We start from the raw sequence: 22,269 nt of genomic DNA, 5'->3' as shown, positions 1-22,269 counted from the left end.
AGTTGAACCAGATATCGTATTTAGCGTCGCTGCGGGGCGAGGGCCGCCGCCACTAGGGGGAGGGGGAAGTGGCGGGACGGAAGTGATTTTATGATCGACACGATAAAGTATCAAATATATATTTAGTTAATCATTTATTCGATTTCGCTATATGTTTGATTTCCGCCAATTGCGTTACTTCATTGCCGTTGCCGAGGAACTGAGCTTCACCCGAGCGGCGCTGCGCCTGCATCTCTCCCAACCGCCGCTGTCCCAGCAGATTCAGGCACTTGAGCAGGACCTCGGTGTGCGTCTGCTCGAACGCAACAAGCGCAATGTGGCGCTGACCGAGCCCGGCCGCATCTTCCTGGAGGAAGCGCGGCATATCCTGGCCAGGGCCGACGAGGCTCGCGACCATGTCGCAGCGGCAGCAGCTGGCTTCAGCGGCCGGTTGCGGCTGGCTTACACCGTCTCGGTCTCGTTTCATCCAGCCCTGCCGCAGACCCTGCTCAGCTACCGCCAGATTGCACCGAAAGTACGCATGCAGCTCAGCGAGATGTACACCGAACCCCAGTTCGCTGCGTTGCTGGCGGGTCAGATCGATGTCGGCTTTGTCCGTGACGAGCCAATCCATGCTCAGGACGCACGCAATCTGCGCCTGAGCGTGATAGACCGCGAACCCCTGTTGCTTGCCCTGCCCTCAGGCCACCCACTATCGGGCCGCAGCAGCCTGCGTCTCTCCGAAGTGGCAGGCAGCGCGTTTGTCTCGCAACCACGCGAACTGGCTGCCACGCTCTATGATCGACTGGTGAAATTGGCGAATACAGCGGGTTTTCAGCCGTCGATCGTCCAGCACGCACAACAGATCAACGGCCTGCTGGCCCTGGTTGCGGCAGGTCTGGGGCTGGCGCTGGTGCCGGCCAGCATGCGCGCCGTGCATCTGGTCGGGGTCAGTTACGTGCCGCTGGAAGATGCCGATGCCTATCTGTTGCTTGCCGTGGCCAGTCGCAGCGACGATCGCTCACCGGTGCTGCAGCAGTTCCTGTCCACCGTGGCTGAATCGGCTGTGATACCGAGCTTGTAACACAATGGGCCAACCGATATACTAGCCAGCTTACATTTTCGTTTAGTGTCAGGAGCTGGCCGTGAAGGTGCTTAACTCTTTGAAGTCCGCCAAGGCGCGGCACCGCGATTGCAAGATTGTGCGTCGTCGCGGCAAGGTGTTCGTGATCTGCAAGAGCAATCCCCGTTTCAAGGCTCGTCAGCGCTGATCCCTGCGCAATGAGTCATGAAAAGGCCGCACATGTGCGGCCTTTTTTGTGCCCGGCATTCGGCCCGCATGGAGAAAGTACGTCAGATGTTTAGCGGCGCGATGGTACCGAGCGGCACGACAACCAGAACAGCAATCCGGATATGGACAGTGAAACCCAGTAATCGCTGGGTGCCGGCCCCCACCAGTGGATATGCCATGGAATGTAACGTGGCGCGAAATGTGCGACGCCATAGGCCGGGTTGAACACGAACCACAGAAAGTCCTCGGTGATCCAGAACAGCATGATGCAGGCGAACACACGCGCCTCGGCACGCCAGCTCCAGCGGCCGGTGAAGATCAGTGGGAAATGGAAGAACAGCCCCATGCATGGGAAAAGCCACGCGTGATAACCAGTCATTGGCCGCCCGCCCCAGAAAATATCCAGCAGCCAGTGATGCTCGATGCGCCAGGTCGGCAGGTTTGCTGCCCAACCGGCAGCCCCCTCGATCTGGATCTCCACGTTGGCAAAGAAAAAAGCCAGCAGGATGGTCCAGGCAAGCGTCAGCACCAGTACCAGGGGACGCATGGGGACCTGCGCTTCTCCTGCGCGCAGGTGTCTTTGATCCAGCTGACGCACGCTCAATGACCCACCAACGTAGCCACTGACTGCTGGCCTGCAAGCTGGGCCTGCACGATCTCCAGTACATGCCGCGCCGCCTGCGGCTGTCCCAGACGGCGTGCACATTCACGCATCCGCGCCAGCCGCTGTGGTTCGGCCAGCAATTGACGCACCCGGTACTCAAGCGAGATCAGGTCGATCGCCTTGAGCGCAGCCCCCTGCTCCAGCACATAGTCCGCATTGCGCTCTTCCTGGCCAGGGACGGGCGCATACACCACCATCGGCACGCCCATCGCAAGGCATTCGGATGTGGTCAATCCACCGGGCTTGGTGATCACCAAGTCGGAACAGGCCATCAGCCGTGCCACTTCGTTGGTGAAGCCAAACGAAAACAGCCGCCCCGGATGTTCCGCTGCATGAGTCTTCAGCTTGGCCAGCGCAGCCTCGTTGCGTCCGGCCAGCACGATCAGCTGGAAGTCGTATTCGAGCCGCATAAGCGCAGCCGCCACTTCGTCGAGCTTGCCGACGCCGGCGCCACCGCCCATCAGCATGATGGTCTGCTTGGTCGGATCGAGGCCGAAGCGCTCGGCGCAGGCCTGGCGATCCTGCGGCTGGGTGAACTCCGGCATCACCGGGATGCCGGTGGTATGGACGCGTCGTGCCTCGATGCTATTCGCCTTCATGCGGAAGGCAATTTCATCGCTGGCAGCGAAGAAGCCCGTCATGCGCGGAATCACCCACATGCCATGCAGGTCGAAATCGGTCACCTGGACCCATACCGGCACCGCAAACCGCTCGCGCCGGATCTCATGCATCAGCATTTCGGCGGGAAGGAAGTGGGTACAGACAATGGCGTCGGGCGCGAACGCATTGATCGCCTTGCGCAGATCCCCCGTACCCAGCCGCTCGATGGCCCGTCTCAGCTTCTGCATCGGGCCATCCGGATCGGCGTCCGAGCTACGCTGGTACAGCACGCCCCACAGTGTCGGGTAGCTGCTTATCAGCGTGATATAGAAATCGGTGTATAGCTTGCGGAATGCGGACGGCACGTAGTCCATCGCATCCAGATGCCTGGTTTCGACATGCGGCAAAGCTGCCTCGGCGGTGAGACGCAGCGCTTCGGCAGCACGCATGTGGCCGGCACCGGCCGAGACGCTGAGAAACAGAATTTTCTGCTGAGGCATGTTGCGGACCGTTGTCAGATGCCCGTCGACAGGAGCGGCTACGCCGCTGGCTGGTTACCAGGCTGGTCGCATCAGCGGCCAGCCGTTCCGCACGTACCTTCAACACACACCATTCAGGAATAGCGCACGCCAGTGATTTCGTAATGCTTGACACCATTTGGCGCGGTGAACTCGAAGCTGTCACCCACGCTCTTGCCAATCAGCGCACGTGCAATCGGCGATGACACGGCAATCAGTCGTTGCTTGATGTCCGCTTCGAGGTCGCCAACGATCTGGTAGGTCACGGCGGTGCCGCTGTCCTCGTCTTCCAGATCGACGATCGCACCAAACACCACGCGATTGCCAGGATTTAGCTGGGTGACATCGATCACTTCGGCCGTCGACAACAAGGCTTCCAGCTGACCTATGCGGCCTTCGGTAAAGCTCTGCAGCTCACGTGCAGCGTGATACTCGGCATTTTCCTTGAGATCGCCGTGCGCACGCGCTTCGGCGATAGCCGCAATGATGCGTGGCCGGTCGACCGACTTCAGCCGCTCCAACTCGCCACGCAGGCGTTCCGAACCAGCCTTGGTAATGGGTGCGCGACTCATGCGCTAAGCTCCTTGTGCAGTTCCTGCAGGCTATGCACTTCGCCATCACTGTGGAAATCCAGCGAATGGACAAGCGCACGCGCGCCTGCAACGGTAGTGGAATACGTGACGCGCTGCTGCAGGGCTTCGCGCCGGATCGAGAACGAGTCGGCGATCGCCTGCTTGCCCTCGGTGGTGTTGACGATATAGACGATCTCGCCGTTCTTGATAAGGTCGACCACGTGCGGGCGGCCTTCGAGCACCTTGTTGATGCGCTCGCAGACCACGCCATGTTCGGCCAGGTAACGCGCTGTGCCCTCGGTGGCGACCAGGCTGAAACCACGTGTGAGCACCTCCCTGGCTATCGGCAGCAGGCGATCCTTGTCGGCATCACGCACCGACACGAACACCTTGCCTTTCGGCGGCGTCTTGATGCCGGCGGCATCGTGACCGCGTGCGAACGCTGCGCCGAAGCTGCGGCCCACACCCATCACTTCGCCGGTTGAACGCATCTCGGGGCCAAGGATGGGATCGACGTTCTGGAATTTCAGGAACGGGAAGATCGCCTCCTTCACCGAATAGTACGCCGGGATCACTTCGCGTGTGGTGCCCTGTGCCACCAGCGAACGGCCAGCCATCGCGCGTGCGGCGATCTTCGCCAGCGGCACGCCGGTCGCCTTGGAAACGAATGGCACGGTGCGTGACGCACGCGGATTCACCTCGAGGATGAACACCGTGTCGCCCTGGATCGCGAACTGCGTGTTCATCAGGCCGATGACCTTCAGCTCCTTTGCCATCGCGGCAACCTGGCGACGCATCTCGTCCTGGACTTCCTGCGAAAGCGAATACGGCGGCAACGAGCACGACGAGTCGCCCGAATGCACGCCGGCTTCCTCGATATGCTCCATGATGCCGCCGATCAGCACGTTGCCCTCGGCATCGGCGATGATGTCCACGTCCACTTCGACCGCGTGGTCGAGGAAGCGATCCAGCAACACCGGCGAATCGTTCGACACCTGCACGGCTTCGCGGATGTAGCGCGACAGATCTGCGGCGTCGTAGACCACTTCCATCGCGCGACCACCGAGCACATAGCTCGGGCGCACCACCAGTGGGTAACCGATCTCGCCAGCCAGCGCCAAGGCCTCGTCGGCGTTGCGCGCGGTGCGGTTCGGGGGCTGGATCAGGCCGAGCTTGACGATCATCTGCTGGAAGCGCTCGCGATCCTCGGCCAGATCGATCGAATCCGGCGAAGTACCGATCACCGGCACGCCGTTGGCCTCCAGCGCACGCGCCAGCTTCAGCGGCGTCTGGCCGCCGTACTGCACGATCACGCCCTTCGGCCTCTCCAGATCGACGATCTCCAGCACGTCTTCCAGCGTCAGCGGCTCGAAGTACAGACGGTCGGAGGTGTCGTAATCGGTGGAAACGGTTTCCGGGTTGCAATTGACCATGATGGTCTCGAACCCGTCCTCGCGCAGCGCGAGTGCCGCGTGCACGCAGCAGTAGTCGAACTCGATGCCCTGGCCGATGCGGTTCGGGCCACCGCCGAGCACGATGATCTTGTCGCGATTGGTCGGATTCGCCTCGCACTCTTCCTCGTAGGTCGAGTACATGTAGGCCGTGGTGGTGGCGAACTCGGCTGCGCAGGAGTCCACACGCTTGTACACCGGACGCACACCCAGCGTGTGGCGCATCTGGCGCATCGTCGATTCGTCGGTTGCGGTCAGTTCGGCCAGGCGCGCATCGGCGAAACCCATGCGCTTCAGTTCGCGCATGCGCGGTGCATCGAGCGCGGTCAGCCCTTGCGCGGTCACTTCGCCTTCGGTCAGCACGATGTCTTCGAAGGCAGCAAGGAACCAGGGATCGACGCGGCTGAGGTTGTGCACCTCCCCCAGCGACAAGCCCGCGCGGAACGCGTCGGCCAGATGGAATACACGATCCGGCCGCGGCTCGCGCAGCTCGCGCTTGAGCGTGGCCACGCCCGCTTCGGTGGTGATGTCCAAGCCAGTCGGGTTGAGACCGGTCTTGCCGATTTCCAATCCACGCAGCGCCTTCTGCAACGATTCGTGAAACGTACGGCCCATCGCCATCACCTCGCCCACCGACTTCATCTGGGTGGTGAGGCGCGCGTCGGCAGCCGGGAATTTCTCGAACGCGAAACGCGGGATCTTGGTGACCACGTAATCGATCGACGGCTCGAACGAGGCCGGTGTCAGACCGCCGGTGATGTCGTTCTTCAGCTCGTCCAGCGTATAACCGACCGCCAGCTTGGCGGCGATCTTGGCGATCGGGAAACCGGTCGCCTTCGACGCCAGCGCCGACGAACGCGACACGCGTGGGTTCATCTCGATGACGACGACGCGGCCGTTCTCGGCATTGATGCCGAACTGCACATTGGAGCCACCGGTATCCACCCCGATCTTGCGCAGCACCGCGATCGATGCGTCGCGCAGGCGCTGGTACTCCTTGTCGGTCAGCGTCTGCGCCGGCGCCACGGTGATCGAGTCGCCGGTGTGCACGCCCATCGGATCGAGGTTCTCGATCGAGCAGACGATGATGCAGTTGTCCGCCTTGTCGCGGACCACTTCCATCTCGAACTCCTTCCAGCCAAGCACGGATTCCTCGACCAGCACCTCACCCACTGGCGAGAGTTCCAGGCCGCGCTTGACGATCTCTTCGAACTCCTCACGGTTGTAGGCGATGCCACCACCGGAACCGCCGAGCGTGAAGCTGGGGCGGATGACGGTCGGGAAACCCACCTTGGCCTGGGTCAGCAGCGCCTGCTCGAAGGTGCGTACGACTTCGGCTTTCGGACAATCCAGCCCGATCTCCGCCATCGCCACACGGAACAACTCGCGATCCTCGGCCATGCGGATCGCTTCACGCGAGGCACCGATCAACTCGACGCCGTATTTCTCCAGCACGCCGTGATCGGCCAGATCCAGCGCGCAGTTCAGGCCCGTCTGACCACCCATCGTCGGCAGCACCGCGTCCGGGCGCTCCTTGGCGATGATGCGCTCCACCGTCTGCCAGTTGATCGGCTCGATGTAGACCGCGTCCGCCGTTTCCGGGTCGGTCATGATCGTGGCGGGGTTGGAGTTCACCAGGATCACCCGGTAGCCCTCTTCCTTCAGCGCCTTGCAGGCCTGCGCGCCGGAGTAGTCGAACTCGCAGGCCTGGCCGATCACGATCGGGCCGGCGCCAATGATGAGGATGCTCTTGATATCTGTACGCTTGGCCATCTCAGCGGGCCTCCTGCATCAGCTTGGCAAACCGGTCGAACAGATAACCGATGTCGTGGGGGCCGGGGCTGGCTTCCGGGTGGCCCTGGAAACAGAACGCCGGGCGATCGGTCAACGCGAAGCCCTGCAGCGAGCCGTCGAACAGCGACTGGTGGGTGACCCGCACGTTCGCCGGCAGCGTGGCCGGATCGACCGCGAAGCCATGGTTCTGCGAGGTGATCAGCACGCGACCGTCGTCCAGATCCTTCACCGGGTGGTTCGCGCCGTGGTGGCCGAACTTCATCTTCAGCGTCTTCGCGCCTAGCGCCAGGCCCATGATCTGGTGGCCGAGGCAGATACCGAACAGCGGGATCTTCGCATCGAGGAACTGCCTGGTTGCCTCGATCGCGTAGTCGCAGGCCGCCGGATCGCCAGGGCCGTTGGAAAGGAACACGCCATCGGGCTTCATCGCCAACACCTCGGCGGCGGGCGTTTGCGCTGGTACCACGGTGATGTCGCAGCCTTGCTCAGCCAGCAGGCGCAGGATGTTGTGCTTGGCGCCGTAGTCGTAGGCCACGACCTTGAAGCGCAGCACAGGCTGGTTGAAGGCGGTGCGATCGAGATCGTAGATGCCCTCCTTCCAGCCATATGGCCTGGTGACACTGACCACTTTGGCCAGGTCCATGCCATTCAGGCCCGGGAACGCACGCGCCTTGGCCAGCGCGACATCGGCATCGATCTGCTCACCGGCGACGATACAGCCAGCCAGGGCGCCCTTGTCGCGCAGGATGCGAGTAAGCCGGCGCGTATCGATACCGGCGATCGCCACAATGCCGTGACGCTTGAGGTAATCGGGCAGGCTTTCGCTGCTGCGCCAATTGCTGGCCCGGCGTGGCACGTCGCGCACGATCAGGCCGGCAGCGTGCACGGCGGTGGACTCTGCATCCTCGGCATTGATGCCGGTATTGCCGATATGGGGATAAGTCAGGGTGACGATCTGGCGCGAATAGGAAGGATCCGTGAGGATCTCCTGATAGCCCGTCATCGCCGTGTTGAAGACAACTTCACCAACGGTTTCGCCAGTCGCGCCCACGGCATGACCATGAAACACGCTGCCGTCTTCGAGGGCCAGCAGGGCAGGAGTAGGCATAGGAGGTAACCGCCTTTTGGATGCAGCGAAGTCCGCAAGCCGCTCGATTGCTGGCTTGTGGCGCTTGGGAAAGAGAAGGATCAGGCGGGTGGAAATGATAGGCTGCGGCGCTGTTTCTGTCCACCTTACAGAACATGAATCGTGTGTTTTCCAGCCGCCGCCACCATTCTGCCGGCGCTACACTAGACAACATTTAAACGGAGTTGAATGCCCCATGAGTGCTGCCGTACTGCTCGATCCCGCCCGGCTCGATCGCCCGGATACCACGGTGCAGCAGCAACCCTTCCCGTTCATGGTGGCCCACGGCCAGTTACCGGATGAGGTTCGTGGCGATCTGGACCGCGATTTCCCGAAATACTCCAGCGCCGGTTTCTTTCCCTACGATCCGGGCGACTGCGGCCCGTCGGTCAACGCGCTGATCGCGGATATGACCGCACCGGCATTTGCCCGTGCCATCGGCCAGCGACTGGGCATCGACAATCTCGGCCAGTACCCGACCCTGGTGACCCTGTGCCGCCTGCTCAACAAGCGTCACGGCACCATCCACACCGACAGCAAGTCCAAGGTGGCCACGGCGCTGATTTATCTGAACACGCAGTGGCCGGATACCAGCGATGGCTGCCTGCGCTTCCTGCACAAGATCGACGACATAGACAGTATCGTCGCGCCGGAACTGGCGCCGTTGTACGGTGAGTTCGCCGTGTTCAAGCGCTGCGAGAACTCTTTCCATGGCCATCTGCCCTACGAGGGCGAACGTCGCGTGATCCAGGTCGCGTGGCTCACCAGCGAAGAGGAGAAGCTGCGCAAGACGAAGCGCGGCAAATTCTCGCGGGTCTTCAAGAAGCTGTTCGGCAAACTTGATACCCGACTGGGCGCCGGGCGCGATCGCAACGCGTCGCACCGCGACTGAACCAGCACAGTTTCAACTGCCAGCAAAATGCCAGGCCACATAGGTGGCAAACACGCCGTACAGCAGGCCCACCGGCAGCAGCCAGCAAGCATCGACCCGACCCCGGTGGAACAGCCACCACAGATACACGATGGCGATGGCCGTCACCACGCCAGCCGCGATCAACGGCGCATCGAACAGCCACGGCGTGGCGAACAAAGCCAGTGAACTGGGGATCGTCGCCTGAATCATCATGGCACCGGAAATGTTGGCCAGTGCGAGACGCTCCTTGCCTTGACGCACCCAGATCAGCGCGTTGATGGTTTCGGGCAATTCGGTCGCCACCGGACTCAGCACCAGCGCCACCAGATGCGGTGGCAGTGCGAATGCGATCCCGATCGCCTCGAGCTGGCTCACGAACAACCGTGACGCGGCCGCAATCACCACCAACGCCGCAATCGCCTGGGTCATCACCCAGCGCAGGGCCGGATCGGCCTGCCGTGGGCGCAGCTTCAGGGGTTCGAGAATTTCCTCTTCCGGCACGCTGTCGCTGTTGCGCATCTCGCGCCATACATACATTGCATAAGCCGCCAGGAACAGCACGCCCAGCCACGGCTTGATCGCGAACGCGACCAGTCCCAGGCCGACCTTGACCACAAAGATGGCCAGGAACCACGACTGGTCGTGGGCCAGCCGACGATGGTCAACACGAATGACGCGGTCCGGACGCTTGAGTCGCCGGGAGTTGAACCAGAGCGCGATACCCACCACCGCATAGGCAATCGTCGCCAGCACCAGTGGACCGCCGAGCGCCGCACCGACGCCGATATCGCGGGCTGCAGGCGTCTTGCCGAACATCACCGCCACAAAGGTCACGGCGCTTTCCGGCAAAGCCGTACCGAATGCGGCGAGTACCGTGCCGGTCGCGGTCGCGCCAAGATCGAGCTTGCGCCCGAACCATTCGACACCGTTGACGAAGTACTCGCAGGCGAGATAGATCACGCCGGCGGAGCCGAGGAACAGACAGAGGGTAAGCAACATGGAATGCACGCAAGCCGGGCGAGCGGATGACCGATGGCTCAACGACACCGCTCGCCCGGCCGGGTAAGCATGTCGATGGCCAAAGGTCTCGCCGGGCAAACCCTGCCTGACGGCAGTGGTTGCTGTTTGCACCATGGCGCCGAAAACAGCGGCAACCAAGTCTGTTGATGCAAACGCCTCAGGGGGAACGAGGCTGGCTACTCCCCAATGACAACGGCATGGATGCTAGCGGCAGCCGGCAAGCGACACAAGCGGATCGCAGCATGTCAGTATCCGTTCAATGTGGTTCGGAGATCACGTCATCCAGTTGCCAATGACCTGCGACGCGACCGCTTAGCCAATGTGCAGCCTGCAGCGCACCACGCGCAAAGATCGTGCGATCGGTAGCACGATGGCCCAACTCCAGCCGCTCGCCCTGCCCGACCAGCATGGCTGTGTGCTCGCCGACGATGTCGCCACCGCGCACCACGGCAAAGCCGATACTGCCTTTGGCCCGCTCGCCCGTCTGGCCTTCGCGGCTGTATACCGCAGCGGCATCCAGTGTTGTGTGACGTGCCGCTGCAGCGGCATGACCGAGCGCCAATGCCGTGCCGGAAGGCGCGTCCTGCTTGCGGCCGTGATGTGCTTCCACGATCTCAAGATCCCAGCTCGGCAGGGCTGCGGCAGCTTCGCGCAGCAGCCTGGTCAGCACAGCCACACCCAGGCTGAAATTCGCTGCACGCAGAATCGCGATAAGTTTGCCGGCATCAGCCACCCGCGCCTCCACCGCCGCATCGAGACCGGTGGTGCCGCTCACCAACGGCGTGCCATGCGCCAGACAATAATCGAGCACGGCAGCCATGGCGGCTGGCCCGCTGAAGTCGATGACTACATCGAGCGCCGGTGCGCGACTCCAGTCATGCGTAAAACGCAGTGCGTCTGCACGACCGGCAAATACCGGCAGACCATCGTGTGGTGAATCAGGCGACACTACTGCATGCACCAGCTCGAAACGCGCATCGTTGACCAGCAGGCCCAGCATGGCACTGCCCATGCGTCCGGACGCGCCATTGATGGCGAGACGAAGGGGGCGAGTCATCAGCACACTCCAGTGAATCGGTCAGTACATGCTAGCGCGTGCACGACACGCTTCACGCGGTGACTTTCGACCAGAACTGCTTCACGCCATCGACCCATCCCTTGGCGCGAGGTGTGTGCTTGCCGGCGTCGTTGCTGTCGAAGGTAGCTTCGAGCGATTCGAGCAGCTCGCGCTGCTGTTTGGTCAGGCGTACCGGCGTTTCCACCACAACACGGCAGATCAGATCACCGTGGCGGTTGCTGCGCACGGATTTCACGCCACGCCCGCGCATGCGGAACTGTGCGCCAGTCTGCGTCTCGGGTGGAATGCTGATCGGCACCTCACCTTCCAGCGTCGGCACCGGCAACTCAGCGCCCAACGCGGCCTGCGAGAAACGGATTGGCAGTTCGCAGTACAGATCATTGCCTTCGCGCTGGAAGATCGGGTGCTCGCGGACATGTACTTCCACGTACAGGTCGCCAGCTGGCGTACCGGACGGCCCAGCTTCGCCCTGCCCGGTCAGGCGAATGCGATCGCCGTTGTCGACACCAGCCGGAATCTGCACGGATAACGTACGGGTTTCCTCGATGCGTCCCTCGCCATGGCACTTCTTGCACGGTTTCTCGATCGCCTGGCCGGTGCCACTGCAATGCGGGCAGGCCTGCTGGATCGAGAAGATGCCGTTCTGCATGCGCACCTGGCCGTGGCCGTGACAGGTCTTGCACTTGCTGGTCTTGCCGTCTTCCGAGCCGCTGCCGTTGCAGTGGTGGCAATTGACCTGGCTCGGTACCTCGATCTGCCGGCTTACACCGAACACGGCCTCTTCCAGGTCCAGTTCCATGATGTAGCGCAGGTCGGCACCACGCCGCGGGCGCCCACGACCGCCGCCACTTCTACCAAAGATGTCGCCGAAGATGTCGCCGAAGATGTCGCCTACGTCGCCAAAACCGGCGCCGCCACGACCACCCATGCCATGCTCGAATGCGGCGTGGCCATGCTGGTCGTACATCGCGCGCTTCTGCGCGTCGGACAGCACCTCGTAGGCCTCCTTGGCCTCCTTGAACTTCTCCTGCGCGTGCGGGTCGTCCGGGCAGCGGTCCGGATGGTACTTCATCGCCAGCCGACGGAAGGATTTCTTCAGCTCGACCTCGGTGACGGTACGTTCGACACCCAGTACTTCGTAATAGTCACGCTTGCTCATTCACCCATCCACACTGCTTGTCGCTCCCCTGCATGGAACCAGTCGTTCCATATCCCGCATTCTCTCAACAAACAGCCCACGCCTGGAATTCCGGACGCGGGCTGCCGAATCGACCTTACCAACTGACGCTGTCGATTACTTCTTGTCGTCCTTCACTTCGGTGAACTCCGCGTCGACCACATCGTCCGGCTGGGCCGAGCCGTGCGGTCCCGGCTGCGGACCGGCATCAGCCTGGCCGCCGCCCTGTGCCGCCGCCTGAAGTGCCTGCGCAGCCTGCTCAAGCCTCTCGACCTTGGCTTCGATCGCGGCCTTGTCGTCGCCGTCCTTGACCTTTTCCAGATCGGACAGCGCACCCTCGATCACCGAGAGCTGATCGGCCGGCACCTTGCCGCCGTGTTCCTTCAGCGCGCTGCGGGTGGCATGCACCAGCTGGTCGGCCTTGTTGCGCGTGGCGACCAGTTCGTGGAACTTCTTGTCCTCTTCCTTGTTCGCCTCGGCGTCGGCAACCATCCGCGCGATCTCGTCCTCGGACAGGCCCGAGCCGGCCTTGATCTCGATCTTCTGTTCCTTGCCGGTCTTCTTGTCCTTGGCCGACACGTGCAAGATGCCGTTCGCGTCGATGTCGAAGGTCACTTCGATCTGCGGCTGGCCGCGCGGTGCGGCGTCGATGCCGGACAGGTCGAACTTGCCCAGCGACTTGTTCGCGCTGGCGCGCTCGCGCTCGCCCTGCAGCACGTGCACGGTGACCGCGGTCTGGTTGTCATCGGCGGTGGAGAAGGTCTGCGCGGCCTTGGTCGGCACCGTGGTGTTCTTCTCGATCAGCTTGGTCATCACGCCGCCCATCGTCTCGATGCCTAGCGACAGCGGGGTGACGTCAAGCAACAGCACGTCCTTGACGGTACCGCCCAGCACGCCGCCCTGGATCGCCGCGCCCACGGCGACGGCCTCGTCCGGGTTGACGTCCTTGCGTGGCTCCTTGCCGAAGAAGTCCTTCACCGACTCCTGCACCTTGGGCATGCGGGTCTGGCCACCGACGAGGATCACCTCGTTGATGTCGGACACGCGCAGCCCGGCGTCATTCAGCGCGGTGCGGCACGGATCGATGGTGCGCTTGACCAGGTCCTCCACCAGCGACTCGAGCTTGGCACGGGTCAGCTTGATGTTCAGATGCTTCGGACCAGAGGCGTCCGCGGTCACATACGGCAGGTTCACGTCGGTCTGATGGCTGGAGGACAGCTCGATCTTGGCGCGCTCGGCGGCATCCTTCAGGCGTTGCAGCGCGAGCGGATCCTTGCGCAGGTCGATGCCCTGCTCCTTGTTGAATTCGTCGACGAGGTAGTCGATGACGCGCATGTCGAAGTCTTCGCCACCAAGGAAGGTGTCGCCGTTCGTCGCCAGCACTTCAAACTGCTTCTCGCCGTCCACTTCGGCGATCTCGATGATCGACACATCGAACGTGCCGCCACCGAGGTCGTATACCGCGATCTTGCGGTCGCCACCCTTCTTGTCCAGGCCATACGCCAGCGCAGCCGCGGTCGGCTCGTTGATGATGCGCTTGACGTCGAGGCCAGCGATCTTGCCGGCATCCTTGGTCGCCTGACGCTGGCTGTCGTTGAAGTACGCCGGTACGGTGATCACCGCCTCGGTGATCGTCTCGCCGAGATAATCCTCGGCGGTCTTCTTCATCTTCATCAGCACCTTGGCGGCGATCTCCTGCGGAGCCATCTTCTTGCCGTCGGAGGTCTCGACCCAGGCGTCGCCGTTGTCGTGCGCGACAATCTTGTAGGGGACGATATGCAGGTCTTTCTGCACTTCGGCGTCAGTGAACTTGCGGCCGATCAGGCGCTTCACCGCGTAGAAGGTGTTCTTGGGGTTGGTCACGCTCTGGCGCTTGGCCGAGGCACCCACCAGGACTTCACCGTCCTTGTTGAAGGCCACGATGGACGGCGTGGTGCGATCGCCTTCCGAATTCTCAATGACCTTGGCCGTGCTGCCGTCCATCACGGCGACGCAGGAATTGGTGGTGCCCAGGTCGATACCGATGATCTTGCCCATGTGTATGCTCCGAATCTTTTTGCGGCCCCCGCGGCCGCGACTGGTTTTCAGATGGGGGTCTGGTCCGGCGATTCAATGCCGGCCAAGCCCCGGATGCGATTTCGTGTCGTCTGCCGGCGCGCCATTCAGGCTGGCGCCAGCAAGAAGAACTTCAGTCCTTGGCCACCGCGACCAGGGCCGGGCGCAACAGGCGATCGTTCAGCACGTAGCCCTTCTGCAGCACGCTGACCACCGTGCCTGGCGCCTTGCCCGGCGCCTCGACCATGCTCACCGCATGATGACGGTCCGGATCGAGCGGCTGGCCAAGTGGGTCGACCTGCGACATGCCGTTGTTCTCGGCTACTTTCAGCAGCGACTTCAAGGTGAGACTGATGCCCTCGCGCATCGAGGCGACATCGGCGCGCTCCACGGCCAGACCGCTTTCCAGACCGTCGTAGACCGGCAGCAGCTCGTTCAACAGCTTCTCGTTGGCAAAGCGGCGCGCCTGCTCCAGATCACGATGCAGGCGACGGCGCTGGTTTTCGATCTCGGCCTTCTCGCGCAGCACGGTCTCGCGCAGTTCGGCATTGCTCGCCTCCAGCTCGCCCACCCGCGCCTGCAGTGCCTCGAGTTCAGCGCTCGAAGTTGCATCCGGCGTGGCCTGGACCGGCGCCGCACCCGGCGACTGTGGATCGTTGTTCTGCATGCGTCACTCCAAACGAAGATTCATGGCCAGCACATGGTGCCAGCCGTCAATAATTGCGGGGTATCCCGCCTCCCGGGGCGGTTATAAGGCCGTTGCGGCGCGATTCAAGGCGTCGCTGAGCAATCCGGCCGTGGCCTGCACCACCGGGATCACCCGTTCATAAGCCATCCGGGTCGGTCCGATCACGCCGACCGCACCCAGCACCCGCCCCTGCGCGCCATAGCTGGCGGTGACCACGCTGCAGCCATCCAGCGCGGTAAAGCCCGATTCCTCGCCGATGAACAGCCGCACGCCGGGCGCGCGGGCGCACACTTCCATCAACTGCAGCATTTCATTCTTCTTCTGGAACGCCTCGAACAGCTCGCGCAGCCGCTCCAGGTCGGCCAGCTCGGAGTACGCCATCAGGTTGGTCTGGCCGCTGACCAGCACATCATCGGCCTCGCTGTGCGGAGCGAACGAGGCGGCCGCCAGTTCCATCGAACTGGCCAGCAGGCTGTTCAGCTCGCTGCCGGCCTCGCGCAGCTCGCGCAACAGGTGGGCGCGGATATCGTCCACGCGCAGGCCCGCAAAATGATGGTTGAGGTAATTCGCCGCCTGCTCCAGCTCGCGGCTGTCCAGCGGCTTGGCCAGTTGCACGATGCGGTTCTGCACCTGGTTGTCGCTGAACACCAGGATGACCAGCACGCGCGCGTCCGGCAGCGGCACAAAGTCGATGTGGCGCAGCGGAAAGTCCACCTGCCGCGGCACCGTGACCACGCCGGCGAAATGGGTCATTGCCGACAACAAGGTCGATACATTGCCCAGCAGATCACGGGTCGTGGTCTGCCCCGGCGGCAGCTCCCGTTGCAACCGTGCCATGTCCTCGCGTGGCAGCGGCTGCAGTTCTATCAAGCTGTCCACGAACAGACGCAACCCGCGCGGCGTCGGCACGCGTCCGGCCGAGGTATGCGGCGAGGCCACCAGGCCAGCATCCTCGAGGTCGGCCATGATGTTGCGAATCGTCGCCGGACTGACGTCCAGCCCGGACGAGCGCGACAGCGTGCGCGAGCCCACCGGCTCGCCATCGACCAGATATTGGGCGATCAGCGTGCGCAGCAGGCGTCGGGCGCGGGCATCGAGGTCGTGGGAAAAAGGCATGCGCTGTGGCAATCCGTGAGACTACAAAGAAATAAGGTCTGCGCGCCTCGCATGCAAGCCTTGGCATGATTCTGCCACGTGGCATGCCGTTACAATCGCCCGACTCCACATTGTCCTCATCCATGCTTACTTCGCTCTACGTCCGTCATTTCGCCGTTGTCGAAGAAGCCGAGATCGCGTTCGGCCCGGGACTTACCGTGGTCAGCGGCGAGACCGGCGCCGGCAAGTCGCTGCTGGTCGACGCGCTGATGCTGCTGGCCGGCGCCCGCGCCGACAGCGGCATGGTGCGCGCCGGCAGCGATCGCGCCGAACTGGCCGCCGAGTTCGACCTGGCCGAACTGCCCGAGGCCCGCGCATGGTTGCAGCGCGAGGAGCTGGACGAGGACGGCTCCTGCCAGCTGCGCCGGGTGATCCGTGCCGAAGGCAGCTCGCGTGCCTGGATCAACGGTCGTCCGGCGAACGCCAGCCAGCTTGGCGAACTGGCCACCCTGCTGGTGGAAATCCACGGCCAGCACGAGCATCAGGCGCTGCTGTCGCGCGCCCACCAGCTCAACCTGCTCGATGCCTACGCCGGCAACGAAACGCTGGCTGCGCAGGTGCGCGAGCTGGCCACACAATGGCGCGAGCTCGGCACCCGCATCCGCAAGCTGAGTGGCGGCGACGATCGCGAACGGCGGCTCGAACTGCTGCGCCATGAAGCGGCCGAGCTGGAAAAATGGGCACTGCCCACTGCCGAACTGACCGAGCTGGAGGCCAACCACAAGCGCCTCGCCAATGCCGGCCGGCTCGCCGAAGGCGTCTCCGGCGTGGTCGAACTGCTCGATGGCGACAGCGAATTCGCCCTGCGTCGTGCGCTTGCCCGCGCCCATGCCGAACTGGACAAGCTCGCCGCGCTCGACGACAAGCTCAACCCGCTGCTCGAACTGCTGGACAACGCCACCATCCAGCTCGGCGAGGCCGCCGATGGCCTCGGCCATTACGCGCAGGATGTCGATCTCGACCCGGAACGCTATAACGAAGTCGATACCCACCTCACTCGCCTGCATGAGCTATCACGCCGCCATCGCCTGCCGGTCGCCGAACTGCACGAGAAGCTGGGCTCATTGCAAGCGGAACTGGCCGAACTGGAAGGCGCCGGCGATGCACTGGAACAGCTGGCCGTCCAACGCGAGAAACTGCAGCGCGACTACACCCAAGCCGCCCACACCCTGAGCCACGCCCGCGGCACCGCCGCCGAGCGGCTTGGCACGGAAGTCAGCTCGCTGATGAGCGAGCTGGGCATGGCCGGCGGCGTACTGAAGATCGAGCTGGAGCCTGCCGAAGGCGACGAACCAGATGCGCAGGGTCTCGAACGTTGCGAACTGCTGGTCAGCGCCAACCCGGGCCAGCCGCCGCGACCGTTGCGCAAGGTCGCCTCCGGCGGCGAGCTGGCGCGCATCAGCCTCGCCATCGAAGTCGCCACGCTTGGCAAGGACACCGTCGGCAGCATGATCTTCGACGAGGTCGATACCGGCATCGGTGGCGCGGTGGCCGAGGTGGTCGGGCAGAAGCTGCGCGCCCTAGGCGGTCAGCGCCAGGTGCTATGCGTCACCCATCTGCCGCAGGTGGCTGCGCAAGGGCATGCCCATCTGCGCGTGGCCAAGCACAGCGATGGTGACTCCACCCGTACACAGATCGAGAAGCTGGATAGCAACGGTCGGCGCGACGAACTGGCACGGATGCTTGGCGGCGTCGAGATCACCCGCGAAACCCGTGCACACGCCAAGCAGATGCTGGAGCGGGCTCAGACCGCTTGAGGCGCGATACGGTGCGATGTCGCCCGTTCAACTGTCGGGCGAAAGCAGCCCACGTTCGCTGGCCATGCGGTACAGATCCAGCTCTGAACCAGCACCCAGTTTGCCCATCAGGCTGGCGCGATGGATGTACACCGTCTTCTGGCCAATACCCAGTTCTGCCGCCACCTGTTTCGGCGCACGGCCACCAGCCAGCAGCAGAAATACCTCGCGTTCGCGCGTCGTCAACCGGTTGATCGGATCCAGCGCGGCATTTGGCCGGTCGGCCCGACGCTGACGCACGTCCGAGCTCAGGAAACACTCGCCCTGCATCACCGCACGCAAGCCGGCCACCAGCTCTTCCGGTGCCACACCCTTGGTGACATAACCGCTGGCACCACGGCGCAAGGCCTCGGATACATAAGGCTCACCGTCGTGCATGCTCAGCACCACGATGCGTGTCTCGCCGGACACACTGAGCAGATGTTCTATCAGCGGCAGGCCACTGCCATCGGGCAACGACAGATCCAGTGCCACCAGATGCGGTTGCCACTGGCCAACAGCCTCCACTGCATCGTCGGCGTTGCGGCACTCGGCGACCACGTCAAGATCCGGCTCCATATCGATGAGCCGCTTGAAGCCTTCACGAACGATGGCGTGGTCATCGACCAGGACGATGCTGTACATCCCGCTACTGTACACAGGGACAGACAGTCGCGACAGGTTACATCGCAGTACCCGCACGGAGCCCATGTACCATCTTGCCCATGCGCCTGAAACCATTCCGCCTACCCGACTCCGGCCCGCTGCTCGGCGCCGGATACCTGTTGCTGTGGCTGTTGCTGTGGCCGACCGTGCAACCCTACTGGATGTTGCCGTATGGCCTGCGCTTCGGCGCGCTGCTGCTTACGCCGGTGCGCTACTGGGGCTGGCTGCTTGGTGCCGAACTGGTGGCAACCACCGGTATCAGCATGGCTCACGGTATGCCCACCGGCTGGAGCGGCTTCGCCATCGATGAACTGCCCGAGCCGCTGGTGATGGCTTTGGGTCTGTGGCTGCTGCGGCGATTCAACCTGCATGCCAGCCTGAACAGCCCGCAGGAAGTGACCCAGTTGATGCTTTCCGTGGTGCTGATCGTGACTGCCACCACGGCGGTCGATGCGGCCCTGCTCGGACTGCTCAGCACACCTGGCTCGCCGGATCTCATGTTGAGCGTGCTCGGCGAGGCGTTGCTCAGCCACTACCTTGGCATCCTGCTGATCGTGCCGTTGATGATCATGTTGCTGCGTCCTCGCCCTGCCGATCGCGCACAAGCCAGCCTGCTGCGGGATGGCCTGCTGGTGATGCTGCCCTCCATGGTGATCCTGCTGCTGCTGTCCGAGCAGGCGGCACCGCAACCGCAGTTCGCCCGTGTGCTGTCGCTGGCACCTGTGCTGTTCTTCGCGTTCCGTCATGGCTGGCGTGGCGCCAGCCTGGCAATGATCATCTCCAGTCTGGGCATGACCCTTGTCGAGCAGTATCTGGGGCATGCACCGGCATCTGCTGCCGCCTACCTGTTCCTCGCCGTGGCTGGCACGGGTGCGCTCATGCTGGGCTCGGCCACCGACGCCCTGCGCCGCAGCAGCGAGCGGGTGGCCGAACAGAACATCTATCTGGGCGCGGTAAACCGGCGGCTGGATCAACTCGCCCATCAATTGCGCAGTGCCGCTCGCGGCAACCTGCAGGCAGACGAAAACCAGCGTCGTCATCTGGCCGCCGAACTGCATGACGAACTTGGGCAGAACATCACGGCGATCCAGACCCACGTGAAGCTGGCCCAGACACGCCTGCACCAGGCAGGCATGGAAGACATCAGCACTTCAATCAATGCCATTCTGGCCCATATGCGGCGCGCGCTGCATCGCTTGCTGGACGATCTGCGTCCGGCGGTTCTCGACGAATTCGGGCTACTGCGCGCACTCGATGAAGGTCCAATCCGGGATCTGCTGAACAGTGCCGGCATGAGCTATCACACCGAGCTGCACGGTGACCCGCGCCTGCTCGACGACGATACCCGTACCGCGATCTACCGGCTTGTCCAGGAAAGCGCGACCAACGCGGTCAAGCATGCCCAGGCCAGCGAATTCCGTCTGCGCCTGCGCATCGGGGAACGTCAGGGCATCGCGCTGGCATTGCTGGACCTGCGCGACAACGGTACCGGCCTGCCCAGTCGATTGCCTCGTGGTGGCCGTGGCCTGCAGGGCATGCGCGACCGGGTCACCTCTCTGGGCGGCCAATTTCGCCTGCGCGCGGATCACGCGGGGGTCCACCTGCGCATTTTGTTGCGCAGCAACAATCAACCGATCGACCTGGGGCGGCAGAACTAGGAAATTTTCTGATATCCCTGTCGTGAAGACTTCGTTAGTCTCGTTCCATCGATGTGGGGGAGCCACCATCGCAAGATGGTGGATCCAGAGTCGTCGTGGGGACGGTGGCTCTGGAACAACGGCAGGATGCCGTTTCGCCGTTACCTGGCGATAACTGCGGCAATCGCGAATTCTTTCGTCGTTGCCAGGTCGAGTCAGGTAGGGCTGCAGCCGCAGGTGGACAGGAGTCCTTCTTGCGGCTTTTTTATGCGCGCCATTTATTCATGCGCCCGGATCGGCACCAGCATCGGGCTGATGCCATGGGTCAGCTCAGGACTTTCGTGGCCGCTGCTTCGGCCGCACATACAGCACCAGGCTGTGATCCTCGATCACATAGCCATGCCGCGAGGCAATCTCGTGCTGCAGCTTCTCGATCTCCTCGCTGACGAACTCAATCACCTTTCCGCTGTCCACATCAATCATGTGATCATGATGTTTGCCGCGATCTAGCTCGTAGACAGCCTGGCCGCCCTCGAAGTTGTGCTTGACGACAATGCCGGCCGCCTCGAACTGGGTCAGCACGCGGTATACCGTCGCCAGGCCGATATCCTCCTGGTGGGCAAGCAGATTCTTGTAGACATCTTCGGCGGTGAGGTGCTGTACCCCCTCCTCGTCGAAGATCTGCAGGATGCGCATGCGCGGATGGGTCACTTTCAGACCGACCCGACGCAGCTCTTTGGTTTCCTGTTCCATAGTCCACTCCGACGCACACGGTGCAACGCGACCGGTAGTGTATCATCCGACACCTTTACGATCCGGACGCAACACGCATGCAAAAGCTGATCACCCTGCTGGTTTTCGCCGTGCTGGCGCTTTCCATCGCTGGCTGCCACATCGTCTATACACCCGATGTGCAGCAAGGCAACCTGCTCGACAAGAAAACCGTGGATCAGCTGAAGCCCGGCATGACCAAGCGTCAGGTGCTGGTGCTGATGGGTACACCGTCGGTCAGCACGCCGTTTGACCAGAGCCGTTGGGACTATGTTTCCACCCAGCAGCATCGCGGTGGCCCGATCAAGATCCGCACGTTCACCCTGACCTTCAACAACGACACCCTGGTACGCACCGAAGGCGATTTCTTTGCCGAGGATGCCCAGCAATTGGTGAAGGACGCCAAGAAGTACCACGCCAGCTACCCGGTCAACGAAACCGAGGGCGACAAGAGCAAGAATCCGGACGACAACAAGAATAATGGCGGCTTCGGCAGCGGCAGCAGCGGTGACAATAGCGGTAGCGACAACGGCCATTGATCAATCCACGGCACGATCGGATCGGCGCATGCGTCGTATTCGATCGTGCTCAGCGAGCCCGCCGCCTGCGTGCCTCCATGGGATCAAGCAGCAAGGGCCGGTAGATCTCGATCCGGTCACCATCATGCACAGGCTGATCCGGCGAGACTTTTCGCGCAAAGATACCCAATCGGTGTGGGTCCACACGGTCTGGAAGCACATCGGCAATCCCCGAAGCTTCAATCGCCTGCATCACCGTACTGCCGGCGACCAACTCGACGTGGTGCAGGATCTGTTGATCGGCGCCCGCATGGACCACCATCACCGTGATCGTGTGCTCAGCCATACACGCGCCCGGCCTCAGCACAAAAATCGTCCACCATGCGTCCGGCCAGTCCTTGAAAGCCGAGTCTCAGGGCGCTGCCACCCAGCCTGCCGGCATAGTCGAAATCCAGCGCAAAGGCGACCTTGCAGCCCATCTCTCCCAGTGCGATGAACTCCCACACGCCTTCAAGACTGCGGAAAGGGCCATCCACGAGGCTCATCTGCAGACGCTTGGGTCGGTCGACTGTATTGCGCGTGGTAAAACTCTGGCGCAGGCCGGCAAACTTGAGATCCAGCCGTGCCACCAGCACATCCTCCTGACGCTCGAGAATCTCGGCACCGGCACACCAGGGGAAACGCTTTGGGTATGCTTCGACCTCGTTGACCAGGTCGAACATCTGCGCCGGCGAATACTTCACCAAGGCGCTGCGGCGGATTTCGATCACGGCAGCCTCTTCACATCACGCTTGATCCGGCCCGATATGAGGCCAGACCGG

General features: G+C 62.9%; 21 protein-coding genes and 1 riboswitch. Of the genes, 6 read left to right on the top strand and 15 right to left on the bottom strand.

The annotated features are described in order from the left end of the window. Positions 1–151: 151 nt before the first annotated feature. Together B0E50_RS12265 and ykgO are read left to right on the top strand one after the other, a co-directional pair. The gene (locus B0E50_RS12265) at positions 152–1,063 is read left to right on the top strand and encodes a LysR substrate-binding domain-containing protein (protein ID WP_077441494.1); all 912 of its coding nucleotides are present in this window, start codon (positions 152–154) and stop codon (positions 1,061–1,063) included. Between the two features lie 61 nt (positions 1,064–1,124). Beyond that, the gene (gene ykgO, locus B0E50_RS12260; RefSeq protein ID WP_007080705.1) at positions 1,125–1,250 is read left to right on the top strand and encodes a type B 50S ribosomal protein L36; all 126 of its coding nucleotides are present in this window, start codon (positions 1,125–1,127) and stop codon (positions 1,248–1,250) included. A gap of 90 nt (positions 1,251–1,340) precedes the next feature. On the opposite strand, the gene B0E50_RS12255 is transcribed toward ykgO, so the two are convergent. The 5 genes from B0E50_RS12255 to carA form a co-directional block, all read right to left on the bottom strand. Continuing rightward, entirely contained in the window at positions 1,341–1,817 is a 477-nt protein-coding gene (locus tag B0E50_RS12255; RefSeq protein WP_077441493.1) for a hypothetical protein, read from the bottom strand. Between the two features lie 53 nt (positions 1,818–1,870). Next, positions 1,871–3,034: a glycosyltransferase gene (locus B0E50_RS12250; RefSeq protein WP_077441492.1), complete on the bottom strand. Its 1,164-nt coding sequence runs from the start codon at positions 3,032–3,034 to the stop codon at positions 1,871–1,873. A gap of 113 nt (positions 3,035–3,147) precedes the next feature. Continuing rightward, a complete protein-coding gene (gene greA / locus B0E50_RS12245) occupies positions 3,148–3,624 on the bottom strand; it encodes a transcription elongation factor GreA (RefSeq protein WP_077441491.1) in 477 nt (158 codons plus the stop codon). After that, the gene (gene carB / locus B0E50_RS12240) at positions 3,621–6,848 is read right to left on the bottom strand and encodes a carbamoyl-phosphate synthase large subunit (RefSeq protein WP_077441490.1); all 3,228 of its coding nucleotides are present in this window, start codon (positions 6,846–6,848) and stop codon (positions 3,621–3,623) included. Before carB ends, greA begins: the two co-directional genes overlap by 4 nt. 1 nt (position 6,849) lies before the next feature. After that, on the bottom strand, positions 6,850–7,977 hold the full coding sequence (gene carA, locus B0E50_RS12235) for a glutamine-hydrolyzing carbamoyl-phosphate synthase small subunit (RefSeq protein ID WP_077441489.1): 1,128 nt from the start codon (positions 7,975–7,977) through the stop codon (positions 6,850–6,852). A 214-nt stretch (positions 7,978–8,191) separates the two neighbouring features. On the opposite strand from carA, the gene B0E50_RS12230 reads away from it, so the two are divergent. Next, positions 8,192–8,887, top strand: coding sequence for a 2OG-Fe(II) oxygenase (locus B0E50_RS12230; RefSeq protein ID WP_077441488.1), 696 nt, complete (start codon positions 8,192–8,194; stop codon positions 8,885–8,887). A gap of 12 nt (positions 8,888–8,899) precedes the next feature. Here the strand turns inward: B0E50_RS12230 and B0E50_RS12225 are convergent, their stop codons facing one another. The 6 genes from B0E50_RS12225 to hrcA form a co-directional block, all read right to left on the bottom strand. Beyond that, complete coding sequence (locus B0E50_RS12225) at positions 8,900–9,907, bottom strand: sodium:calcium antiporter (RefSeq protein ID WP_077441487.1); 1,008 nt, start codon at positions 9,905–9,907, stop codon at positions 8,900–8,902. A 9-nt stretch (positions 9,908–9,916) separates the two neighbouring features. Then, positions 9,917–10,125: riboswitch (yybP-ykoY riboswitch) on the bottom strand. Between the two features lie 59 nt (positions 10,126–10,184). Next, the gene (dapB, locus tag B0E50_RS12220; protein ID WP_077441486.1) at positions 10,185–10,985 is read right to left on the bottom strand and encodes a 4-hydroxy-tetrahydrodipicolinate reductase; all 801 of its coding nucleotides are present in this window, start codon (positions 10,983–10,985) and stop codon (positions 10,185–10,187) included. A gap of 52 nt (positions 10,986–11,037) precedes the next feature. Continuing rightward, the gene (dnaJ, locus tag B0E50_RS12215; RefSeq protein ID WP_077441485.1) at positions 11,038–12,165 is read right to left on the bottom strand and encodes a molecular chaperone DnaJ; all 1,128 of its coding nucleotides are present in this window, start codon (positions 12,163–12,165) and stop codon (positions 11,038–11,040) included. A gap of 135 nt (positions 12,166–12,300) precedes the next feature. Further along, positions 12,301–14,220, bottom strand: a complete 1,920-nt coding sequence (dnaK, locus tag B0E50_RS12210) for a molecular chaperone DnaK (RefSeq protein WP_077441484.1) — start codon at positions 14,218–14,220, stop codon at positions 12,301–12,303. A 151-nt stretch (positions 14,221–14,371) separates the two neighbouring features. After that, entirely contained in the window at positions 14,372–14,905 is a 534-nt protein-coding gene (grpE, locus tag B0E50_RS12205) for a nucleotide exchange factor GrpE (protein WP_077441483.1), read from the bottom strand. Between the two features lie 81 nt (positions 14,906–14,986). Further along, positions 14,987–16,042, bottom strand: coding sequence for a heat-inducible transcriptional repressor HrcA (hrcA, locus tag B0E50_RS12200; RefSeq protein WP_077441482.1), 1,056 nt, complete (start codon positions 16,040–16,042; stop codon positions 14,987–14,989). A 122-nt stretch (positions 16,043–16,164) separates the two neighbouring features. On the opposite strand from hrcA, the gene recN reads away from it, so the two are divergent. Continuing rightward, positions 16,165–17,838 carry a DNA repair protein RecN gene (recN, locus tag B0E50_RS12195; RefSeq protein WP_077441481.1) on the top strand — a complete coding sequence of 558 codons (1,674 nt, stop codon included), beginning with the start codon at positions 16,165–16,167 and terminating at the stop codon, positions 17,836–17,838. 27 nt (positions 17,839–17,865) lie between these two features. Here the strand turns inward: recN and B0E50_RS12190 are convergent, their stop codons facing one another. Further along, the gene (locus B0E50_RS12190) at positions 17,866–18,501 is read right to left on the bottom strand and encodes a response regulator transcription factor (RefSeq protein ID WP_077441480.1); all 636 of its coding nucleotides are present in this window, start codon (positions 18,499–18,501) and stop codon (positions 17,866–17,868) included. A gap of 80 nt (positions 18,502–18,581) precedes the next feature. Between B0E50_RS12190 and B0E50_RS12185 the strand changes: the two genes are divergently transcribed. Then, positions 18,582–20,180: an MASE1 domain-containing protein gene (locus B0E50_RS12185; protein ID WP_077441479.1), complete on the top strand. Its 1,599-nt coding sequence runs from the start codon at positions 18,582–18,584 to the stop codon at positions 20,178–20,180. A gap of 309 nt (positions 20,181–20,489) precedes the next feature. On the opposite strand, the gene fur is transcribed toward B0E50_RS12185, so the two are convergent. Further along, positions 20,490–20,912 (bottom strand): ferric iron uptake transcriptional regulator, encoded by a 423-nt coding sequence (fur, locus tag B0E50_RS12180; protein WP_077441478.1) that lies wholly within the window; start codon positions 20,910–20,912, stop codon positions 20,490–20,492. A 77-nt stretch (positions 20,913–20,989) separates the two neighbouring features. Here fur and bamE point away from each other — a divergent pair, with 77 nt between their 5' ends. Further along, positions 20,990–21,469, top strand: a complete 480-nt coding sequence (bamE, locus tag B0E50_RS12175) for an outer membrane protein assembly factor BamE (protein ID WP_077441477.1) — start codon at positions 20,990–20,992, stop codon at positions 21,467–21,469. A gap of 49 nt (positions 21,470–21,518) precedes the next feature. Here the strand turns inward: bamE and B0E50_RS12170 are convergent, their stop codons facing one another. Next, positions 21,519–21,794, bottom strand: a complete 276-nt coding sequence (locus B0E50_RS12170) for an RnfH family protein (RefSeq protein WP_077441476.1) — start codon at positions 21,792–21,794, stop codon at positions 21,519–21,521. Continuing rightward, positions 21,787–22,218, bottom strand: a complete 432-nt coding sequence (locus B0E50_RS12165; protein ID WP_077441475.1) for a type II toxin-antitoxin system RatA family toxin — start codon at positions 22,216–22,218, stop codon at positions 21,787–21,789. The genes B0E50_RS12170 and B0E50_RS12165 overlap by 8 nt, the downstream gene beginning before the upstream one ends. Between the last annotated feature and the right edge of the window lie 51 nt (positions 22,219–22,269).

It is taken from the genome of Rhodanobacter sp. C01 (assembly GCF_002001045.1).
GTDB lineage: Bacteria > Pseudomonadota > Gammaproteobacteria > Xanthomonadales > Rhodanobacteraceae > Rhodanobacter.
The sequence above is the reverse complement of the archived record's forward strand: the minus strand, read 5'-3'. Positions and strand labels throughout refer to the sequence as shown.

What these genes read in the sequence shown, in the direction of transcription:
- B0E50_RS12265 (WP_077441494.1), top strand. Translation starts at nt 152, where the DNA reads ATGTTTGATTTCCGCCAATTGCGTTACTTCATTGCCGTTGCCGAGGAA.
- B0E50_RS12255 (WP_077441493.1), bottom strand. Translation starts at nt 1,817, where the DNA reads ATGCGTCCCCTGGTACTGGTGCTGACGCTTGCCTGGACCATCCTGCTG.
- B0E50_RS12250 (WP_077441492.1), bottom strand. Translation starts at nt 3,034, where the DNA reads ATGCCTCAGCAGAAAATTCTGTTTCTCAGCGTCTCGGCCGGTGCCGGC.
- greA (WP_077441491.1), bottom strand. Translation starts at nt 3,624, where the DNA reads ATGAGTCGCGCACCCATTACCAAGGCTGGTTCGGAACGCCTGCGTGGC.
- carB (WP_077441490.1), bottom strand. Translation starts at nt 6,848, where the DNA reads ATGGCCAAGCGTACAGATATCAAGAGCATCCTCATCATTGGCGCCGGC.
- carA (WP_077441489.1), bottom strand. Translation starts at nt 7,977, where the DNA reads ATGCCTACTCCTGCCCTGCTGGCCCTCGAAGACGGCAGCGTGTTTCAT.
- B0E50_RS12230 (WP_077441488.1), top strand. Translation starts at nt 8,192, where the DNA reads ATGAGTGCTGCCGTACTGCTCGATCCCGCCCGGCTCGATCGCCCGGAT.
- B0E50_RS12225 (WP_077441487.1), bottom strand. Translation starts at nt 9,907, where the DNA reads ATGTTGCTTACCCTCTGTCTGTTCCTCGGCTCCGCCGGCGTGATCTAT.
- dapB (WP_077441486.1), bottom strand. Translation starts at nt 10,985, where the DNA reads ATGACTCGCCCCCTTCGTCTCGCCATCAATGGCGCGTCCGGACGCATG.
- dnaJ (WP_077441485.1), bottom strand. Translation starts at nt 12,165, where the DNA reads ATGAGCAAGCGTGACTATTACGAAGTACTGGGTGTCGAACGTACCGTC.
- dnaK (WP_077441484.1), bottom strand. Translation starts at nt 14,220, where the DNA reads ATGGGCAAGATCATCGGTATCGACCTGGGCACCACCAATTCCTGCGTC.
- grpE (WP_077441483.1), bottom strand. Translation starts at nt 14,905, where the DNA reads ATGCAGAACAACGATCCACAGTCGCCGGGTGCGGCGCCGGTCCAGGCC.
- hrcA (WP_077441482.1), bottom strand. Translation starts at nt 16,042, where the DNA reads ATGCCTTTTTCCCACGACCTCGATGCCCGCGCCCGACGCCTGCTGCGC.
- recN (WP_077441481.1), top strand. Translation starts at nt 16,165, where the DNA reads ATGCTTACTTCGCTCTACGTCCGTCATTTCGCCGTTGTCGAAGAAGCC.
- B0E50_RS12190 (WP_077441480.1), bottom strand. Translation starts at nt 18,501, where the DNA reads ATGTACAGCATCGTCCTGGTCGATGACCACGCCATCGTTCGTGAAGGC.
- B0E50_RS12185 (WP_077441479.1), top strand. Translation starts at nt 18,582, where the DNA reads ATGCGCCTGAAACCATTCCGCCTACCCGACTCCGGCCCGCTGCTCGGC.
- fur (WP_077441478.1), bottom strand. Translation starts at nt 20,912, where the DNA reads ATGGAACAGGAAACCAAAGAGCTGCGTCGGGTCGGTCTGAAAGTGACC.
- bamE (WP_077441477.1), top strand. Translation starts at nt 20,990, where the DNA reads ATGCAAAAGCTGATCACCCTGCTGGTTTTCGCCGTGCTGGCGCTTTCC.
- B0E50_RS12170 (WP_077441476.1), bottom strand. Translation starts at nt 21,794, where the DNA reads ATGGCTGAGCACACGATCACGGTGATGGTGGTCCATGCGGGCGCCGAT.